A 19588-nucleotide genomic window follows, 5' to 3' on the forward strand; every position below is an offset into this window, starting at 1 on the left:
GACGCCATACAGGTGGGGAAACAGCTCGGTGATCTTGCTCTACTTTATCGCCGTATTGTCGGTCATTGTGCCGGCCGTGGCCGGACCGCTGCTCGCGTACGGGCCGGGGCGCCGGCTCGCCCGGGGGCGGGTGGTCACGAAAACCCGGGAGGCCGTGGCCGGGCTCGTCGTGACCCTCGGACGGCCGCAGACAGCGCTGGTCTTCGTGCTGTTCTGGTCCGCACTGACGATCGCCGTCTTCTGGCCTGTGGGCCTGCTGGCGCACAGCCTGGAAGACGCGGTCGACTGGCCGGTGCTGCTCTGGGTCACCGAGCGACGCAACCCCACGTTCGAGGAGTTCAACTGGTTCTACACCGCGCTCGGTGATCGCGATCCGCTGAAGAAGGTGGTCGTGGCCGCGGCGGTGGTCTTCGCCGTGCTGTGGCGTCGCCGGTTCTGGCTGCCCCTGGTGGCGATCCTGATCAGCTTCCCGCTCGAGCAGTATGTGCAGGCGATCCTGGCCGGCATGGTGAACCGCGGGCACCCGCCGACCGGGCTGGGGTCGTACCCGTCCGGGGGCATTGCCCGGATCGTGATGACCTTCGGCGCGATCGCCCTGTTCGTCGCACTGACCTGGGAGCTCAAGCGCCGCTGGCACGTCGTGCTCGGCACGGTGGTCTTCGTGCTGGCGTTCTACGAGGGCTATTCGCGGATGTACACCCAGAAGCACTGGATCACCGACGTGATCAGCGGCCTGATCTTCGGTCCGGCGCTCTTCCTCGGGTACGCGGTAGCCGTCTGCATCCTCGCCGGGCGGTTTCCGCGCCGAACACCGGCCTCGGCGGGGATCGCCGCAGGGGTGTCGGAGAGTGATGGTGACAAGCAGCCCGAAGTGGTGCCGGCGTGACGACGATGCTGGTCGCCTCGACGGGCGGTCACCTGGCCGAGCTGTACGACCTGGCACCCCGGCTGGGCCTCGGTGCGCGCCGCTGGGTGACGTTCGACAGTCCGCAGAGCCGGTCCCTGCTGGCCGCTGAGGACGTCGTCTTCGTCCCGCCGGTGACCAGCCGCGACATCACCGGGGTGCTGCGCGACTTCGTCGTGGCGCGGCGCATGTTCAAAGCCGAGCGCTACGAGCACGTGATCAGCACCGGGGCCGCCGTGGCGATGGCGTTCTTCCTGCCGGCTGTCGCCGCCGGAGTGCCGTGCTCGTACATCGAGAGCGCCACTCGGACCGGCGGGCCGTCACTGACCGGGCGGCTGGCCGCGCGGCTGCCGGGGGTCGGGCTCTACACCCAGTACCCGGGCTGGGCGGAAGGTGCCTGGCGGTACGGCGGCTCGATCTTCGACACCTTCCGCGCGGAGGTACGGGCGGATCCGCCGCCGATTCGCAAGGTGGTGGTGACGCTCGGTACGCACGCCCGGTTCGCGTTTCCGCGGCTGCTTTCCCGACTAGTCGGTCTCCTGCCGTCCGAATGGGACATTCTGTGGCAAGTCGGCTCGACGGTCATCGACGAGATGCCGCCAGGCGCGCGCCGGCAGGTGCCGGTCACGGAGATGCGGCAGGCGCTCGCCGAAGCCGACGTCGTCATCTCCCACGCGGGAGTCGGTTCCGCCTTGGCGGCAATGCAAGCCGGCAAGCGCGCGCTGTACGTGCCCCGGCGCCGCGAGCACGGCGAGCACGTCGACGACCACCAGGTCGAGATGGCCCGCGAACTCGAGGGAAGAAAGCTCGTCGTAGCCCGAGAAGCACACGAAGTAACGCTCGCGGACCTGCATATGGCCGCGGGCTGGTCGGTGCGATCGGTGCCCGGAGTCTCGCCATTTTTTTTCGGAAAAGATTGAACTCCTTGCCTCGTCCCGAAAGGCGGTGGTGTTGTCCGTACGGTCGATGGCGCACCACCTGGTACGGCAAGGAGGCTGCGTCAATCCTTAAATTCCGCTTAGGAGGGCTCGTGTCCCTGAAACGTCGACTCCGGTCGCGGCGACTCGCCAGCAGCTTGCTGGTGCCGGCCGTGGTGACGAGTCTGACGGTCACCATGACCGCCATACCGGCACATGCCGCGTACGTACCACCCAGCGAATCGGCCACCATTGTCACGGCAAATCCGGCGGACAACACGCCGCATGCACAGAACGGCAGCATGCGGGCTTTCGCGCAGATCGGAAACACCGTCTACGCCGGTGGATCCTTTACCGGAGTTAAAGCGGCCGGTGCCACCGCCTTCACCCCCGCCACCCACCTCATCGCGTACGACGTGAACACGGGCGCGCTGCAGAGCGGCTTTGCCCCCAAGCTGGACGGCGCGGTGCAGACCCTGGCGGTCAGCCCCACGGGCAAGCTCATCGTCGGCGGCAGCTTCGGCACCGTGAACGGGGTGGCCCGCAAGAACCTGGTCGCACTCGAGCCGACCACCGGCGCCACCGTCGCCAGCTGGGCGGGTCGTGCCGACGGCGGTGTCGTACGCCGCGCGATCGTGCACGGCAACCAGCTCTACATCGCCGGCGCGTTCCACTGGGTCAACGGCACCCAGCACTCGCTGCTGGCCCGACTCAACGCCACCACCGGCGCGATCGATGCGAGCTTCCAGATCGACGCGAGCGGTGCCCGGCCGTACGCCAACTCGACGGAGCTGGTCTGGGGCCTCGCGGTTGCCCCGGACGGCAAGACCGTCGTCGCAGTTGGCAACTTCACGAAGGTGAACGGCGCGGCCCGCAACCAGGTCGTCATGATCGAGACGGCGGGCACGCCGGCCGTCGCGAACTGGAACACCGACAAGTACGTGCCCGCGTGCTACAGCGGCTCGTTCCCGTTCTATGCCCGGGACGTCGACTTCTCCGACAAGGGCGACTACTTCGTCATCATCGCCGACGGTGGCAGTGGTCCGAACGCCTACTGCGACGGTACGGCCCGGTGGGAGACCGCCCACCGGGGCGCGAACGTCGAGGCCACCTGGGTGAACCTGACCGGTACCGACTCGGTCACCTCGCTCGAGGTCGCCGACGGCGTCGTCTACGTGGCCGGGCACTTCCGCTGGCAGAACAACGCCAACGGCAGCGACTCGCAGGGCCCCGGCGGCGTCGACCGGTACGGCCTCGCGGCGCTGGACCAGCAGAACGGCGTGCCGTTGGCCTGGAACCCGACCCGCTCGCCGGGCAACGCGCTGCCGGCCGGCGGCACCGGTTGGGGGCCGATCGTGTGGGAGCTGTGGAAGGGCCCGGGCGGCCTCTTCCTCGGCCAGGACTCGGACGGCCTCGGCAAGGAGTACCACGGCCGCCTCGGGTACTTCCCGACCGCGGGCGGGCGCACCATTGGTGTGCAGGACGCGCCGCAGGCCACCTCGGGCTTCCTCTACCTGGGTGCGGGCAACGGCCAGACGACGAAGGTCCCGTTCGGGCCGGGTGGCCTGGGTAACCCGTCGACCGTGGCGCAGCCGCAGCTCACCAACGCCCGCGCGGCGTTCGCGCTGAGCAACAAGCTCTACTGGGCGAACGGCTCGGTCCTCAACACGTCGATGTTCACCGGCGGCCAGGCTGGTGCGCCCTGGGTGAGTAGCGGCTTCAACTCCTGGTTCCCGGCGGGCACGATGACCGGTGCCTTCTACCTGCAGGGCCGGATGTACTACACGACCGGATCCAGCAGCAACCTCCTGTACCGGTACCTCACGCCGGACGGCTCGGTTCTGGGTTGTACCCAGTTCACGTTGCCTACTACGGGTATCGACTGGCGCACTGTGCGTGGTATGACCTGGGTGGCGGGCAAGCTCGTCTATGGCTCCACGGACGGCAAGCTGCGCACTGTCGCCTTCGACCCGGCGGCCGCCTCGGCGGTCAACGGTGCGTCGGCCGCCGTCGTGGCGACCGGCACTCCGGCGGCGACCTGGAACAACTCGACCCTGTTCTTCGCCACCTCGTAGCGGACGCAGGACCTGCGACGGTCCCGGCCGGGCAACGGTGCCCGGTCGGGAACGTCGGAGGTGGACAGTGCACACGACTGAGATGTCGGGGAGAAACGAACCATGGATGTGACTGATTCCGTCGCCGCCGGCCGGCAGCGGGTCGTCGGCTTTGCGGACGTCGTCAGGATTCCGCTGCGCCGCTGGCGCATCGTGCTGGCCGCCACGGTGGGCGTCACGATCGTGCTACTCGCCTACCTGTTCTTCTTCCCGGCCACCTACCGGGCCACCGCGGTCGTGGTGCTGCGGCCGGTGGTGACCGACCCGTTCACGCTGCCCTCCAGCGGCGCTGACCGGGCCATCAACATGACCGCGGAAAATGGCATCGCGCTCGGCAACGAGGTCATCGACTCGACCGCGCGTAGCCTCGCCCGCGACCCGGAGGACGTTCGGGAGGCGCTCACCACCGAGGTCCCCACGGGCGGCCAGGTGCTGCGCTTCATCTTCGCCGACGACAGCGAGGACAGCGCGATCACCGGGGCGAACACGGCCGCGCAGACCTACCTGAAGGTCCGCGAGGACATCTACAAGCAGCAGCGGGCCGCGCTGATCCGGTCGTACGACAACACCGTGAAGTCGGTGACCGCGCAGCGGCTCGACGCCCAGGGCGACCTGCCGGATGACACCGCGATCGGCTCGGACACCGTCTCACCGCTGACCCAGGCCAAGCTGAACCAGGTCAGCGCGCTCAACGACCAGCTTGCCCAGTTGGCGAACGCCCGCGCGAAGGTGGCCTCCGCCGATCTGAGCCCCGGTTCGATCGCTGCCGCGGCCCGTACCCCGGTGCCGTCCAGCCACGACGCTGGCCCGCTCTATCTGGCGGCCGCGATCCTCGGCGGTCTGCTCCTCGGTGTGGTCATCGCGCACGCCCGGGAGGCGCTGGACCGCCGGATCCGCTCGATCGACCAGGCCGCCGACATCGTCGGGGTTCCCGCGCTCGGCGTGGTGCGGGCCGTGGGCCGGCACGGCGACGCGGGTCCCGCCGCCGACGCCCGCTACGTGTCGCTCGCCGTCCTGAAATGGATCGACCGGCAGCCCGACCGGCCGCTGGTCGTGCTCTCTGGCCGGGACGACGAGGGTCGCACCACGGTGAGTGGCAACCTCGCGGTGGCGCTGGCCGAGGCGGGCCAAGACGTCACGCTGGCCGCATCCAGCGAAAGCGTGGAGGAACTGAAGCGGGTGCTGTTCGCGGCACAGAAACGTACGCCACCGCGGCAGCGGACCGCCGGCTCAGCCGCGGGACTCAACGGCTCGGGCGGACCCGGGACGTTCGGCCGCGGCCACAGTGCCGGGCTGTCCGGCTCGTCCGCGGCCGGTGGACGCACGCTCTCCTCGCCGATGCGGCTGGCCGAGTCGCGCACCGGTGTGGCGACCGCCCTGGACCCGGACAGCACGATGATCGTGGAGGCGGCCGCCCGGATCAACGGGTCCTCGCGGGCGGTCCGGTCGTCGCTGGACAACGACGGCCGGTCCCCCATGGTGGTGCTCATCGGCGGCGGCGCGGTACGGCTCTGCGCGCTGGGCGACGAGCCAGGCAGCGGCGTCGTGGTCATCGACGCCCCGCCCTCGGACACCGACGAGCGTGGCGTCCGCGCCGCCCAGTCCGGCCTGGCCGTGCTGGTCGTTGCGCGGGACCGGACCACCAACGGCGAGCTGACCCGGCTGGTGGATCGGCTGCGCTCGGCCGGTGCCCAGACCGTCGGTTTCGTCCTGACCGGAGGCCACGGTGCCTGAGCGCCTCCCCGATGTCAGCGTCATCGTCGCCACCCGCGACCGGCCCGGGCTCCTGGAGCGGGCGGTCGCCAGCATCCTGCGCCAGGACTATCCCGGCCACATCGAGTGCATCGTGGTCTACGACCATGTCGACGTGCGCGACCTCGCCATCGCGGTGGGACCGGACCGCTCGCTCAAGCTGATCAGCAACACGCACAAACAGGGTCTGCCGGGCGGGCGGAACAGCGGCGCCGAGGTGGCCGGCGGCGAGTTGCTGGCCTTCTGCGACGACGATGACATCTGGCTGCCCCGCAAGCTGCGCGCGCAGGTCGAGCGGCTCGCCGACCCGGCGATCGGGGCGGTGAGCTGCGGGCTGCGGCTGCGCGGACCCGGCATCGACAAGGAGCGGGTCCTCGACCGGGAGATCGTGACCCACGAGGAGTTCCTCACCGACCGGATCATGGAGGTGCACTCCAGCACGATGCTGGTGCGCCGCAGCACCTGGGCCGCAGCGGGGCCGGTCGACGAGGGCATTCCCGGCGGTTACAGCGAAGACTACGAGTGGCTGCTGCGGGTCTCCGCCCACACGCCGATCGCGGTCGTGCCGCAGCCCCTCGTCATCGTCGACTGGCACGGCGGCTCGTTCTACTTCGGCCGCTGGGCGATGATCGTGGAAGCCCAGCGCTACCTCATTCGCAAGCACCCCGACCTGTCCCACAGCCGCGTCGGACTGGCCCGGCTGCGCGGGCAGATCGCCTTCGCCCTCGCCGCGGGCAACCGGCGGACCGAGGCGCTGCGCGAGCTGGTCGCCGTGCTCGGGCTCAACCCGCGGGAGAAGCGCGTCCTGGTGATTCTGCCGGTGCTGCTGCGGCTGATGACCGGCGAACGGGTGCTGCGGATGGCGCAGAAACGCGGCAAGGGGATCTGACTTGCCCAGGACGTCGGCACGCCCCCGGCGGCTGATCAGCGCCAGCGCGCCGGCCAAAGTGCGGGCCGTCGCCGCGGTCGAGCCCGGCGTGCTCGATCCGCAGGCCTGGCTGGTGCGTACGGCAAAACTGCCGTTGTGGCCGCTCACCGCGATGTTCGCGCTGATGCCGCTCTGGTGGGGGCTCGGTGTCTTCTACTTCGTGTGGCCGTTCTTCGGGATGGTGCTGCTGGCGCTGCTCACCACGCGCGGTGACGTCCGACTGCCGACCGGCACGTGGCTGTGGTTCATCCTGCTTGGCCTCGTCGTCATCAGCGCGACTCGGCTCGACCGGGCCACCTCGCTGGCCGTCTTCGGGTTGCGGTTGAGTCACCTGTGCACCGCGCTGATCGTGGGCGTCTACGTCTACAACGTGGCCCGTGACCGCGCGTCCTGGGTGAAGATCGCGAACCCGCTGGCTTTCTTCTGGCTGGGCATGGTGGCGCTCGGCTGGTGTGGTGTCCTGTTCCCCAAGTTCAGTGCGCCGAGCCCGTTCGAGCTGCTGCTGCCGCAGGGCGTGCAGAGCGAACGGTTCATCACCGACCTGGTCCGGCTGGACACCACCGAGTTCAACAAGCTGAGCAACAACCCGATCTACCGGCCGGCGGCGCCCTACCCGTTCACCAACAACTGGGGTACGGCGTACTCGTTCCTCGTGCCGTTCGTGCTGGCGTACCTGACGTCGGTGCGGCGCGGGAAGATGCGCATCGTCCTGCTGGTGTCGTTGCCGCTGTCGCTCGTCCCGGCGTTCCTCACCCTCAACCGGGGCATGTTCATCGGGCTCGGCGCCGGCGTGCTCTACCTGCTCGGTCGGGAGATCGCCAAGGGCCGGGTCCGGCTGTTGCTGCCGATCGCCGCGATCGTGTTGGCCGGCTGGATCGTCACGCTGTTCATCCCGGTCGTGGATCTCATCACCAACCGCACCTCGACCACCGACACGACGTCCGACCGCTTCGACCTGTACGTGCAGACGTGGGCGGCAGTGCTGCACTCGCCGCTGCTCGGTTTCGGCCAGCCCAACTCGGTCGACACCACGCACGCCGCCGAGCCGCTCGGCACCCAGGGCATGATCTGGCAGCTGCTGTACAGCCACGGCATTCCCGCAACGGTGTGCTTCTACGTGCTGTTGCTGCTCCTCGCACGTCGGCTCGCGGGTGCGGTGACGCCGGCCGGGTTGTGGCTGAGCGCGTTGCCGGTCATCGCGGCGGTGGTGACGCCGTTCTACGCGTACATCGATCCCAATATGTCGGTCCTGCTCTTCGCCGTGGGTCTGGGGCTCGCGGCGGTGGACGGTCCGGTCAACCGGGAGCCCAAGCCCGGCCTGGAGGTGCACCCGTGACGGCGGTCGCCCCTGCCGAGGTGCGGCGCAGCACCCGCAGCGGGGCGATCGGGCTGGCCGGGGCTGCGGTCAACGGCGCGTTCGGGTTCGTGCTCACCATCGTGATCGTGCGGTCGTTCGGGCCGGCGGGCTCGGGTGCGCTGTTCAGCGTCATCGGAGTGGTCACCATCGTCGGCGCGCTGTGCTGCCTCGGCGCCGACACCGGTCTGATGTGGGCGCTGCCGCGCCGGCGGACCGGGCCGGCCGGCGACGCGGCCCGGCTGATTCCGGTGGCGTTGCTGCCGACCGCGGGACTTGCCCTGCTCGTCGCGGCGGCCGGGCTGTTCGCCGCCGGCCCGATCTCGCGGGCGTTGCTCGACGACCCGGCCGGAGCCACGCTGATCCGGGTGGCGTTCGCCGGGGTCCCGGTGATCGTGGTCGGCACCGTGCTGCTGGCTGCCGTCCGCGCGACCCGGGCCGTGTCGGCGTACGTGGGGATCCAGTTCCTGTTCGTGCCGATGGCCCGCCCGGCGCTGATGATCGCTGCGGTCCTGACCGGTGGCGGAGTGCTCGCCGGGTTCGCCGGCTGGCTGCTGCCGGTCGCTGTGGCGCTGGTCATCGCGCTCGCCCTGGTGGCCCAGCCGCTCGGTGTCGGCGCAGGGGCCTCGTGGCGGCCAGCACGCGCCGACTGGCGGTCGTTCTGGGGCTTCGCGCTGCCCCGCGCTGCCTCGGTGGCGATCGACGCCAGCAGCATGTGGGTCGGCGTCCTGCTGACCGGGGCGCTGGCGACCCAGGCCGAGGCGGGCGTGTTCGCCGCCGTCGGCCGGTACGCCCTGGCCGGGCTCCTCGTGGTGCAGGGCCTGCGCGTCGCCATCGCCCCGCAGCTGTCCCGGCTGCTCGGCGCGGGACGGCTGGCCGAGGCAGCGCAGGTCTACCGGCGGACCAGCCTGTGGATCGTGCTGCTGTCCTGGCCGGCGTACCTGCTGCTCGCGGTGTTCGCCCCGGCCTTTCTTGCCCTGTTCGGCGCGGACTTCTCCTCGGGTGCGGCGCCGCTGGCCGTGCTCGCCGTCGCCATGGCCGTCAATGTGGGCGTGGGGCTGGTGCAGACCGTGCTCCTGATGAGCGGCAACAGCCGGGGACACCTGTGCGCCACAGTGGCCGGGCTGACCGTCAACCTGGCGCTGTGTTTCCTGCTGATTCCCCGATATGGCGCTCTGGGTGCGGCGCTGGCGTGGTCGGCCGGGATCGTGTGCGAAAACGTCGGGGCGGCGGTGCTGGCTCGCCGGGCGTTGGGGGAGGCGCTGTTCGGGCGTACCCTCGTCGGCTCTGCCCTTGCCGTGACCGCCGCGACCGGCGCTGCGGCCGCAATCGGCACCCTGATCGCGGGCCGGGGACTGCCCGGCCTGGCCGTGGCCCTCGGCATCGTCGCCGTCAGCGCCCTCGCCCTGCTGTCCGACCGCCGGATCCGCGCTGCCGTGGCAGCGGTCCGGCACCAACTGAAGCCCCAGGAGAAACAATGACCGTCAAGGACCGGATCAAGAGCGTCGCACCGCGAGGCGCCCGGGAGCAGGTCCGGGAGTTGCTGGTGCGCTACGGCGAGCACACCAGCGACCAGCGGCCGCTGCCCGACTTCCTCGTCATCGGCACGAAGCGGGGCGGCACCACGTCGTTGTGGCGCTACCTGATCCAGCACCCACTCGTGCCGCGGCTGTTTCCCGCCTGGAACACCAAGACCTCGCACTACTTCGAGGAGAACTGGTTGCGCGGCGAAGCCTGGTACCGGTCGCATTTCCCGACCCGGCGGCAGCGGGCCGCGCTCGAACGCAAGCACGGCGGACCGTCCAAAGTGGGCGAGGCCGCGCCGCTCTACATGTTCCACCCGATGGTGGCTGGCCGGGTCGCCGACCTGATGCCCCGCGCCCGGATGATCGTGCTGCTGCGCGACCCGGTCGAGCGGGCGTACTCACACTGGAAGGAGCGGCGCGGCGAAGGCGTCGAACCCCTGGACTTCGCCGCCGCCCTGGCCGCCGAGGACAGCCGGACCGCGGGGGAGCGGGAGCGGCTACTGGCCGACCCGGACGCCTTCTCCGAGCCGTACGACTGGTATTCGTACCGGGCACGCGGACGCTACCTCGAGCATCTCGAGCCGTGGCTGGAACGCTTCGACGCCTCGCAGCTGTGCATCGTGGGCAGCGAGACGCTGTACCGCAAGCCCGCCGAGACGTACGCGCAGATCCTGGACTTCCTCGGGCTGCCGCCGTACGAGCTGCCCGCCTACGACGTCTTCAACGACCGGCCCAGCCAGGGCATGGACGACGCCGTACGCGCCGAGCTGAGCGCCTACTACCGGCCGTACAACGCGGCACTGGAAGCCCGCCTCGGTATGACGTTCGACTGGTCCTGAATCGCGCGGAGCACCAGCCGCGCCAGGTGCAGCAGCTCGGCACTGTGCGGGAACGTTCGCTGCTCCAGCTCGACGATGGCACCGTCCAGGATGGACCGCTGGATCGAGGTCAGCCGGCCGTGCGTCCCGAGCACGGCCACCGCGCTAGCTCGCACCTGCGCGGCCGCGGCGTCGCCGGGCGTTTCCAAACACGCCACCCGCTCCGTCCAGTAGCGCCGGACGGCAAGGAGCTCCGGGCGCATCATCGCGGTATGCGGCTGCCGAGCACGTCGAGCAGCGCCGGGTGCAGCTTGGGGTTCCAGCCGGCACCGCCACCAGACAGCTCGTACGTGCGCAGCCACAGCTCGACGAGGTAGGCGTCCGCCACGTACCGCTGCGCTGTCTCGTCCAGCCCGAGCTCCGGGCCGTACGCGTGCAGCGCCTCGTCCACAGCGACCGCACACTCCGCGGCGGCCCGTCCGTGCGTGGACAGGGCGGTCTGGAACGCCTGATGGGCCAGATCGAAGCCGACCGGCACCCCTGCGGACCGGTTCTCCCAGTCCCACACCAGCAGGGCGCCGCGGTGTCGGGCCATGTTCCACGGCACCCAGTCGCCGTGCCAGTCGCCGAATTCCAGGGTGGTGTCGGTGTCGAGGGCGTCGATGAAGCCGTGGATGCGCGGGTCGCCGCCGGCCGCCCGGTGCCGCCAGGCCGCCACGAGGCCGGCGACCGGGGCCGGGGCGGTGGCGGGTCCGCCGCGCCGGGCCACCGCCAGCATGGCCGCGAGCCGGGGCTGCTCGGGGCGTCGGATCCGTTTGACCCGGCGGGGCATGGGTGCGATGACGGCGATCTCCCGGCCGCGCCACTGGGTGTGCAGCATGAGCTCGGGTGCGGGCGGGAAGCCGCCGCCGGTGGGGAGGTCGCCGAGGGTGGCGGCTTCGGCGCGGACCATGGCCCGGGTGCCGTCGTTCCAGCCGATTTTCGCGTACCCGCGGGGGCGGCCCTGGTCGTCGAAGAGTTGGAGGGTGGGCTTGTGGTGCGGGTCCGGCGGCCGGATGCCGATCGCGGCGTGCAGGCGGGGCACGCCGAGCTGCTCGGCGAGGAAGGCGGCGAGCAGGTCGCGGGGCTCGGCGGCGTGCACGGACAGGGTAGGGGCCTTGGTCAGGCCGAGCAGCCCCAGCCGGGCGAGTGTGCCCACGGCGGCGCGGCCCGCGCGGACTTTCGGCGGGCGTAGCGCGTTGTAGGCCAGCAGCGACGCCGCGGTCACCCGGCGTGTGGCGAGCGGCAGGAGGAACCGGGCGTCGTCGAGCGAGGGGACGACGGCGTACCGGAGGGTGGCACCGGGGTTGTCGCCAACGGTGACGGTGACGCCGGGGTCGCCGAAAATGGCGCGGGTGACCCAGCCGAGACCGTCCGGCCGCTCACGCGGGTCGGCGGCGGTGGAAATCGGGTCGGACGGGGGCCGCTGCCCAGGGACGGAGACCCGCGTCGACTCGTTCAGCATCCGCTAGACGATAGGTGAAGCTCTGTCACGAATGACAGGGCCCTGCGGTCAGCGTTGGTACACCCGGACGTAGTCGACGACGAAATCGGCCGGGAACGTGGTCTGCGCGTCCGGGCTGCCGAGCCAGCCGCCCACCTGGAAGTTCAGCCGCAGGTTGTACGGCTTGGTGAACGCCTTGTCGAACCACGGCGTGGTGCTGCGGTCCCGGGTCCAGACCAGTTTGTCGTCGATGTACCACTTCAGCGAGCCGGCCTCCCACTCCGTGACATATGTATGGAAACCGTCCCCCGGATAGCCGCCGCCGGGCAGGCCGATGCGGACGTCCTCCTTGACCGGCGTGTAGTCCCAGAAGATGGCGGCGGTGGACTTGTCGTACCAGTCCCGGCCGCCGGGCAGCTCGGTCACGTCGATCTCGCCGTTGCCGCTGTCGTCCGGCCGCAGCCAGAAGGCCGGCCAGAGGCCCTGCGACGTCCCGGGCTCGTTCGGCGACTTGGCGCGGATCTCGAAGCGGCCGTACGTCCAGGACGCCTTGCCGATGGTGTCGAGGTACGACTGGGTGTACTGCCGGGTCTGCGAGCTGCAGGTGGCCTGCTCCCGCAGCGCGCGCAGGGTGAGGTTGCCGTCGCCGACCAGCGTGTTCTTGGGGTTGTCGACGTTGCAGCCGAGGTCCATGTCCCGACCCTCGTTGTTCCGCAGGTTCCACTTGGCCCGGTCCAGACCGCCGCCGGTGAACTCGTCGCCCCAGACCAGCCGCCAACCGGGAACGGCGGCCGGTGCGGTCTGCGGGGCGGGTGGGCCGTCGTCGGCGCCGGTGAACAACGGCACCAGGGCCGCGGCGAGCACAGCGACCACGGCCGCGCCAATGATGAGCAAGGTCCGAGGCGCCGGGGACGGCATCAACGCTCCCTCATGGGTCGACGGGTTCGGAGCGTATAGGCAACCGAGCAAGATCACAGCACGCCGCATCCGCTCCCGGTGTCGTCCGTTCGGCCGGTCCGCTCCGTCGGATCAGGCAGCGTGGTCCCCAGTGCGTCGGTTGCCTACGCTCGGCGCATGCTCCGCAAGGTCGCCGCCGTCGTGGTCACCCTGGTCGCCCTCGTCGCGGCCGTGCGGCTCACCGGCGACCATGACACCGCGGACGTACGGCGGCAGCTCACGTTCCTGCGCTCAGCCCTCGACGACGGCGCAGCCGCCGAAGCCCAACTGCTGTTCCCCGAGGGCTATTTCTTTCTGTACGCCCTCTACGGCCTGACCCAGGCGGACCTCGGCAACGAGAGCGAAGCGCGCTGGGCGTTGGAGCGGCTGGAAACGCCGGAGGGCCGGGCACCGTTCAGCGCACAGCTCACGCCCGAGTACGGCGTCTTCTATCAGGGCTGGACGAACTGGCTTCGCGGCGGCATCCTCGCGGTGCGCCCGGATCCGGTGCTGCGCGAGCAGTTCGAGGCGTCGTCGGCGGCGCTGGCCCGGGCCTTCGATGCGGCGCCGACGCCGTATCTGACCGCCTATCCGGGGCAGGCCTGGCCGGTCGACTCCACCGTGGCGATCGCGTCGCTGCGCTTGCACGACAAGCTTTTCCCACCCCGGTACGGCGGCACGGTCGCTCGGTGGCTGGCCGGCGTACGGACGCGCCTCGATCCGGCGACCGGGTTGCTGCCGCACACCGTGGACCCGGCGACCGGCGCGCCCACGTCGGTGGCCCGGGGCACCTCGCAGAGCATGATCCTGCGCTTCCTGACGGATATCGACCCGACCTTTGCCCGCGAGCAGTATCTGCACTTCCGCGCGCTGTTCGTGACCCGGCCGCTGCGGCTCGGCCCGGCGGTGCGGGAGTTTCCGCCGGGCAGCCCGGGCTCCGGGGATGTCGACTCCGGGCCGCTCGTGTGGGGCGTGAGCCTGTCCGCGACAGCGGTGACTCTGGGCGCGGCCCGGGTGCAGGGCGACGAGGGTCTGGCTGACTCGCTCGCCGACTATGGCGAACTCGCCGGTGTCCCGGTCACCACCCCGTGGACCAAGCGGTACGCCGCCGGCCAACTGCCGATCGGGGACGCCTTTCTGGCCTGGTCGAAGACTGCGCGGCCGTGGGTGTCCGCGCCGCAGTCCGCGCCGGCGCCGGATGGGAACCGGTGGTGGCGGGTGCCGTTGCTGGCGGCGGCGGCGCTGGCAGTCCTGCTCGCTTGGTTACCGGTAGCCCGATCGGCGGGCTTTTCGCGAAATCGCCACCAAGCCAAGAAATAGTCATTACTTTTTGCTCGTTCCGCTCTTTTATGCCGCGACATTCGACTATGTTGCGCGCCGCCGTCCGATCTTCTCTGCAGCGTCTCCGCAAAGCGGGAAAGCGCGAGCGCGGCGAGTGTCGACAGTCGCCTCGTGAGGCGGGTACAGGCCCTTGACCTCGAACGATCGGATGATCACCGCTCGGCATAAAACCGTGCGGAGTGGGCCATCCGACCGAAAAGTCCATTTCCCCCACAGCCCCGCAAATCCGTGGTTACAGTACGGTCGGCGCAGTTCCCAAGTGCGAGCTTCTCCTGTGCTTCAGGACGCGCCGAACCGGTCTCGCGGCGGCGTACCACAGTTGTCGCGAGCGGTACCGAGAAAAAGGCAAACCCGTCGGAAGACGGGGACGCAAAGCCAGGGACCTCCCGAGCGGGAGGCGGCCCAGCCGCCGAAGGAGACAGAAACACATGCGCTATCAACCAGCCCATGCGGCCAAGAGCGGCTCGGTACCGTTCATGCTGCGTGGCCCGAAGTCGGTGCGGACGACGCTGACGGCCGCGGTCGCCGGCATCGTCGGCCTCGTGCCGACCGTCCTCGTCTCGTCGCCCGCCTACGCCGCCGCCGAAGACGGCGTCTACTCGATCGCCGACACGGAGGTGACCGAGGGCGGGCTGATGACTTTCACCATCACCCGCACCAAGCCGGCCAACGGCAACACCATCCCGCAGGAGACGGTCAGGTTCACCACCTCCAACGGCGTTGCGACGGCGCCCGGTGACTACACCGCCGTCACGCCGAACGAGACCACCGGCGTCGGCACCGTCGTCTTCCCGGCGACCTCGAACACGGCGTCCAACATGACGCGTACCGTCACGGTCCAGACCACCCAGGACCAGGACGACGAGGCGGACGACGAGGACTTCACCGTCACCCTGACCGCGTCGACGGCCTCGCCGAACATCACCTTCGGCACCGCCGCTGCGGTCGGCACCATCCGTGACGACGACAACCCGACCTTCACGCTGTCCAGCAACCCCACCACGGTCAGTGAGGGACTCGCGAACGCGGATCGGCACGCCACGGTCACCGCGACGCTGTCGAAGGACTCGCCGTTCGACGTGACGATCCCGATCGCCACCGAGGACGGCACCGCGAAGGCGCCGCAGGACTACGACGCCGTGGACGACGCGATCGTGATCCCGGCCGGCGACCCGTCCGGGTTCATCGAGGTCGAGGTCAAGAACGACACGATCGACGAGCCGCAGGTGCAGAGCTTCACCGTCAAGACGGCCACCGGCTTGAACGTCACCGGCACCCAGTCGGTGACGGTCAACATCGAGGACAACGACGCGGCGCCGACGGTCGACCTGGACCCCGCGACCGCGGTGTCCGAGGGTGGCACGCTCACCTTCAACGCCACCTTGAGCGGGCAGTCGGAGAACACGGTCACCGCGAAGTGGGCCACCGCTGACGGTGCCGCCGGCACTCAGGTCGCCGGCCACGGCAACGCCAAGGCGGGCGACGACTACGAGGCCGCCACCGGCACGCTGACCTTCGACCCGCTGTCGCAGACGCCGAAGGTGCCGATCACCGTCAAGACCAAGCTCGACTCGATCGACGAGGCGATCGAGGACCTCCAGGTCAAGATCACCGAGCCGACCAACGCCTCGGTCAGCAACCCGTCCGCGCAGACCGGCAGCATCAACGACAGCGGCACCACGCCCGGCCCGCAGGTCACCCTGACGCCGGTCGAGGTCACCGAGGGCGGCCCGACCATCAGCCGGGCCCGGACCTTCAAGGTCACCCTGAGCAAGGCCTCCGGCCGGCAGCAGAAGGTCCAGTACATCGTCGGTGCCGGCTCGGCCGACGCGGGTGCCGGCATCGGCGTCCCGACCAACGGCGTCGACTTCACCGCGGTCTCGGCGACCACGCTGACCTTCGAACCCGGTGAGACCGAGAAGTCGTTCACCGTCGACGTCATGGGCGACAACGTCGACGAGGGCAATGGCGAGAACATGGTCATCACCCTCAGCGACGCGAGTTCGTCTCCCGGCCTCGCGGCGGGTCTCAACCTGACCGCCAACCAGGTCCTCATCAAGGACGACGACGACAAGCCGGTCCTCAGCCTGGTCAAGTCGGACTTCACCGAGAACGAGACCAACGGCCCGGTCGCGGTGCTCTACCAGCTCAAGCTGTCGAACCCGAGCGCCGAGGACGTCGACTGGGTGGCCGCGGCGTCCAGCCCGGCCGGTACGGCCACGAACAACGTCGACTACGAGGTGGTCACCCCGCTGACCGGCACCATCCAGGCGGGTCAGACCTCGGGCTACATGCTCGTCGTCATCAACGGCGACGAGGTCTTCGAGCCGGACGAGACGGTCCGCTACACCATCACGCGGGACAGCGACGACGACGCGACCGGCGGCCCGCTGAACACGTCGCTGACGATCACCAACGACGACATGGCGCCGTCGCTGGAGGTGCTGTCGATCGACGCCGCCGAGGGTGAGACCCCGGTGCTCCGGGGTGTGGTGACGGGCAGCTCGTCGACCCAGACGGTGCTGAACATCTCGCTCACCGGCAAGGCGATGGGTGGCAAGGCCGCGGCTTCGGGCACCGACTTCAGCCCGGCCGCCTTCCCGGTGACCATCAGCGCCAACACCCCGTCGGGTTCGACGGTGAACATCGGCACGCTGACGATCGCCGACGACACCACGCCGGAACCGGCCGAGACGATCCTGGTCTCGGGCACCGGCTTCGCCGGCACCGGCAAGGTCGTGGACGGTGTCGTCACCATCCCGGCCAACGACGGTGAAGCGCCGAGCGAGCCGGACGCGGAGCTCACGCTCATGTCCTCCGCCGCCTTCCGCCTCGGTGTCGGCTCGCTCAAGCTGAGCGGCAAGGCCACCGCCGGTGCGAGCGTCACCCTGTGGGGCAAGCCGATCGGTGCCGCGGAAAGCGCGGACTGGCAGAACCTCGGCAACACGACCGCCAGCAGCGCCGGCACGTACGACTTCTTCCCGAAGTTCACGACGACCGGCTGGTGGTTCCGCACCAACGACGGCACCAACCAGTCGAACGCCGTCAAGGTGAACCTGAAGCAGGACCCGGACTTCTTCGCCCGGTCGTCTGCTCGGGGCCAGGCCGTGCTGTCGGTCTTCGGTGACCCGCGGGTCGCCGGGCTGTCGGTCCGCATCCTGCGCGCCAACAGCAACGGCACCTGGAGCACCGTGGGCCAGGGCACGCTGGACGCCAACGGCAAGTTCGTCCGGACGCTGACCGGTCTCCGCTCCGGCGCCTCGTACCTCTACAAGGCGACGGTGTACGGCGACGGTGACGTCGGCATGCTGACGAACACCTCGAAGAGCATCCGGCTCTCCATCCGCTGACCTAGCGGCTGACCGAATGAAGCAGTAAGAAGGGGGCGGCCCACGGGCCGCCCCCTTCCGCATGTCCGCCGTGGTCAGTCCACCTCGACCGCGGCCTCCGCGAACTGCGCCGAGTAGAGCCGCGCGTACGCGCCACCCGCGGCGATCAACTCAGCGTGGCTGCCCTGCTCGACGATCGCGCCGTCCTCCATCACCAGGATCACGTCAGCGTCCCGGATGGTCGACAGCCGGTGCGCGATCACAAACGATGTCCGCCCCGAACGCAGCGTGTTCATCGCCCGCTGGATCAACACCTCGGTGCGGGTGTCCACCGAGCTGGTGGCCTCGTCCAGGATCAGAATGCTCGGCTCGGCCAGGAACGCCCGCGCGATGGTGACGAGCTGCTTCTCACCCGCGGAGACATTGCCGCCCTCCTCGTCGATCACCGTGTCCATGCCATCCGGCAGGGTACGCACGAACCGATCCACGTGTGCCGCCTCCGCCGCAGCGGCCACATCCGCGGTCGACGGATCGTCCGCGCCGTACGCGATGTTGTCCGCGATCGTCCCGCCGAACAGCCAGGTGTCCTGCAACACCATGCCGACCCTTTCCCGCAGCTCAGCCCGGGGCAGCGTGGCAATGTCCACGCCGTCCAACGTGATCCGCCCACTTGTCACCTCGTAGAAGCGCATCAGCAGGTTCACCAGCGTCGTCTTGCCGGCACCGGTCGGCCCGACGATCGCCACCGTCTGACCCGGCTCGGCCACGAACGAGAGGTCCTCGATCAGCGGCTTCTCCGGCAGATAGCGGAACGACACGTGCTCGAAGGCGATCCGGCCAGCTGCCGGGCGTACCCCCGAAGGCTCGGGATCGGGCTCCTGCTCCGGCGCGTCGAGCAGGGCGAACACCCGCTCCGCCGAGGCCACCCCGGACTGCACCAGGTTGGCCATGCTGGCGACCTGGGTGAGCGGCTGGCTGAACTGGCGGGAGTACTGGATGAACGCCTGCACCTCGCCCAGCGTCAGCGAGCCCGAGGCAACCCGCAGACCACCCACCACGGCCACCAGCACGTAGTTGATGTTGCTGATGAACATCATGGCCGGCTGGATCAGGCCCGAGATGAACTGGGCGCGGAAGCTGGACGCGTACAGCTCGCTGTTGTGCTGCTCGAAGGTCTCCGCCGCCTCCTTGCCGCGGCCGAAGACCTTGACCAGCGCGTGGCCGGTGAACATCTCCTCGATGTGCCCGTTCAGCTTGCCGGTGGTCTTCCACTGGGCGACGAACTGCGGCTGCGACCGCTTGCCGATCCGGGTGGTGACCCAGATCGACACGGGTACGGTGATCAGCGCGATCAACGCCAGCAGCGGCGAGATCCACAGCATCATCGCCAGCACGCCGACGATCATCAGCAGTGCGGTGAGGAGCTGGGCGAGCGTCTGTTGCAGGGTCTGCGCGATGTTGTCGGTGTCGTTCGTGGCCCGGCTCAGCACCTCGCCCCGCGGCTGCTGGTCGAAGTAGGACAGCGGCAGCCGGGACAGCTTCGCCTCGACGTCCCGGCGCAGCCCGTGCACGGCGGACTGGGCGACCTGCGCGGTCATCCGGCCCTGCAGCACGCCGAAGACCCACGCCGCGACGTAGATCCCCAACACCCACAGCAGGATGTGACCGAGCTTGTCGAAGTCCACGCCCTGACCGGGCACGAAGTCCATCTTGGCCAGCATGTCGGCCTGGCCGGTCTCGCCGCGGGCGCGCAGCTGCGCCACGACGTCAGCCTTGCTCAGCCCGGGGGCCAGATCCTTGCCGAGCCAGCCGGCGAACACGACGTCGGTCGCGTGGCCCAGCAGCCGCGGCCCGATCACCGACAGGGTCACGCTGGCGATGCCGAGCACGAGCACCGCGCCGACCAGCATCCGTTGCGGACGCAGCATGCCCAGCAGCCGCTTGCTCGACCCCTTGAAATCCTGCAACTTCTCGGCCGGCATCCCACCGGCCATCATCCGGGCCGGCCCCATCGCCGGCGGCGCCGGCCTCCGTTCGGCCGAGGTCATGCTGTTCCTCCTGGCATGCCTTCGTGGCCCTCGGCGGTGCGGCCGTCGTTAGCCGCCGGCGGGCGAGCCTCGGTGCAGTCAGTCATGCTGTTCCTCCTGGCATGCCTTCGTGGCCCTCGGCGGTGCGGCCGTCGTTAG

The 19588-nt window shown here is 69.9% G+C and carries 14 protein-coding genes and 1 riboswitch; of the genes, 10 read left to right on the forward strand and 4 right to left on the reverse strand.

Features of this window, described 5'->3' with window-relative positions; genetic code table 11:
• Nucleotides 1–76: 76 nt before the first annotated feature.
• The 8 genes from ACIA1L_RS02605 to ACIA1L_RS02640 all read left to right on the forward strand — a co-directional run bounded on the left by ACIA1L_RS02605 (nucleotide 77) and on the right by ACIA1L_RS02640 (nucleotide 10334).
• Nucleotides 77–886, forward strand: a complete 810-nt coding sequence (locus ACIA1L_RS02605; RefSeq protein WP_396070674.1) for a phosphatase PAP2 family protein — start codon at nucleotides 77–79, stop codon at nucleotides 884–886.
• A gap of 5 nt (nucleotides 887–891) precedes the next feature.
• A complete protein-coding gene (locus ACIA1L_RS02610) occupies nucleotides 892–1824 on the forward strand; it encodes a glycosyltransferase (RefSeq protein WP_396070996.1) in 933 nt (310 codons plus the stop codon).
• A 158-nt stretch (nucleotides 1825–1982) separates the two neighbouring features.
• The gene (locus ACIA1L_RS02615; protein ID WP_396070997.1) at nucleotides 1983–3896 is read left to right on the forward strand and encodes a delta-60 repeat domain-containing protein; all 1914 of its coding nucleotides are present in this window, start codon (nucleotides 1983–1985) and stop codon (nucleotides 3894–3896) included.
• Nucleotides 3897–3998: 102 nt separating this feature from the next.
• Nucleotides 3999–5669, forward strand: coding sequence for a hypothetical protein (locus tag ACIA1L_RS02620; protein WP_396070676.1), 1671 nt, complete (start codon nucleotides 3999–4001; stop codon nucleotides 5667–5669).
• A complete protein-coding gene (locus ACIA1L_RS02625; protein WP_396070678.1) occupies nucleotides 5662–6576 on the forward strand; it encodes a glycosyltransferase family 2 protein in 915 nt (304 codons plus the stop codon). Before ACIA1L_RS02620 ends, ACIA1L_RS02625 begins: the two co-directional genes overlap by 8 nt.
• Nucleotide 6577: 1 nt before the next feature.
• On the forward strand, nucleotides 6578–7951 hold the full coding sequence (locus ACIA1L_RS02630; RefSeq protein WP_396070680.1) for an O-antigen ligase family protein: 1374 nt from the start codon (nucleotides 6578–6580) through the stop codon (nucleotides 7949–7951).
• Complete coding sequence (locus ACIA1L_RS02635; RefSeq protein ID WP_396070682.1) at nucleotides 7948–9450, forward strand: polysaccharide biosynthesis C-terminal domain-containing protein; 1503 nt, start codon at nucleotides 7948–7950, stop codon at nucleotides 9448–9450. The genes ACIA1L_RS02630 and ACIA1L_RS02635 overlap by 4 nt, the downstream gene beginning before the upstream one ends.
• Nucleotides 9447–10334: a sulfotransferase family protein gene (locus ACIA1L_RS02640; RefSeq protein ID WP_396070684.1), complete on the forward strand. Its 888-nt coding sequence runs from the start codon at nucleotides 9447–9449 to the stop codon at nucleotides 10332–10334. Before ACIA1L_RS02635 ends, ACIA1L_RS02640 begins: the two co-directional genes overlap by 4 nt.
• Here the strand turns inward: ACIA1L_RS02640 and ACIA1L_RS02645 are convergent.
• The 3 genes from ACIA1L_RS02645 to ACIA1L_RS02655 are packed head-to-tail and all read right to left on the reverse strand — an operon-like array spanning nucleotide 10274 to nucleotide 12714.
• A complete protein-coding gene (locus tag ACIA1L_RS02645) occupies nucleotides 10274–10579 on the reverse strand; it encodes a hypothetical protein (RefSeq protein WP_396070686.1) in 306 nt (101 codons plus the stop codon). The two genes, ACIA1L_RS02640 and ACIA1L_RS02645, sit on opposite strands and share 61 nt — an antisense overlap.
• Nucleotides 10576–11817, reverse strand: coding sequence for a hypothetical protein (locus ACIA1L_RS02650; protein ID WP_396070688.1), 1242 nt, complete (start codon nucleotides 11815–11817; stop codon nucleotides 10576–10578). The genes ACIA1L_RS02645 and ACIA1L_RS02650 overlap by 4 nt, the downstream gene beginning before the upstream one ends.
• Nucleotides 11818–11865: 48 nt before the next feature.
• Nucleotides 11866–12714 carry a family 16 glycosylhydrolase gene (locus ACIA1L_RS02655; RefSeq protein WP_396070690.1) on the reverse strand — a complete coding sequence of 283 codons (849 nt, stop codon included), beginning with the start codon at nucleotides 12712–12714 and terminating at the stop codon, nucleotides 11866–11868.
• Nucleotides 12715–12870: 156 nt separating this feature from the next.
• Here ACIA1L_RS02655 and ACIA1L_RS02660 point away from each other — a divergent pair, with 156 nt between their 5' ends.
• A complete protein-coding gene (locus ACIA1L_RS02660) occupies nucleotides 12871–14052 on the forward strand; it encodes a hypothetical protein (RefSeq protein ID WP_396070692.1) in 1182 nt (393 codons plus the stop codon).
• A gap of 355 nt (nucleotides 14053–14407) precedes the next feature.
• A riboswitch (cyclic di-GMP riboswitch) is annotated at nucleotides 14408–14487 on the forward strand.
• Nucleotides 14488–14501: 14 nt separating this feature from the next.
• Nucleotides 14502–17423 (forward strand): Calx-beta domain-containing protein, encoded by a 2922-nt coding sequence (locus tag ACIA1L_RS02665; protein WP_396070694.1) that lies wholly within the window; start codon nucleotides 14502–14504, stop codon nucleotides 17421–17423.
• 74 nt (nucleotides 17424–17497) lie between these two features.
• Here ACIA1L_RS02665 and ACIA1L_RS02670 read toward each other — a convergent pair whose 3' ends face one another.
• Nucleotides 17498–19450 (reverse strand): ABC transporter ATP-binding protein, encoded by a 1953-nt coding sequence (locus tag ACIA1L_RS02670; protein ID WP_396070696.1) that lies wholly within the window; start codon nucleotides 19448–19450, stop codon nucleotides 17498–17500.
• Nucleotides 19451–19588 lie beyond the last annotated feature (138 nt).

The organism is Actinoplanes sp. NPDC051859, from assembly GCF_044452725.1.
GTDB lineage: Bacteria > Actinomycetota > Actinomycetes > Mycobacteriales > Micromonosporaceae > Actinoplanes.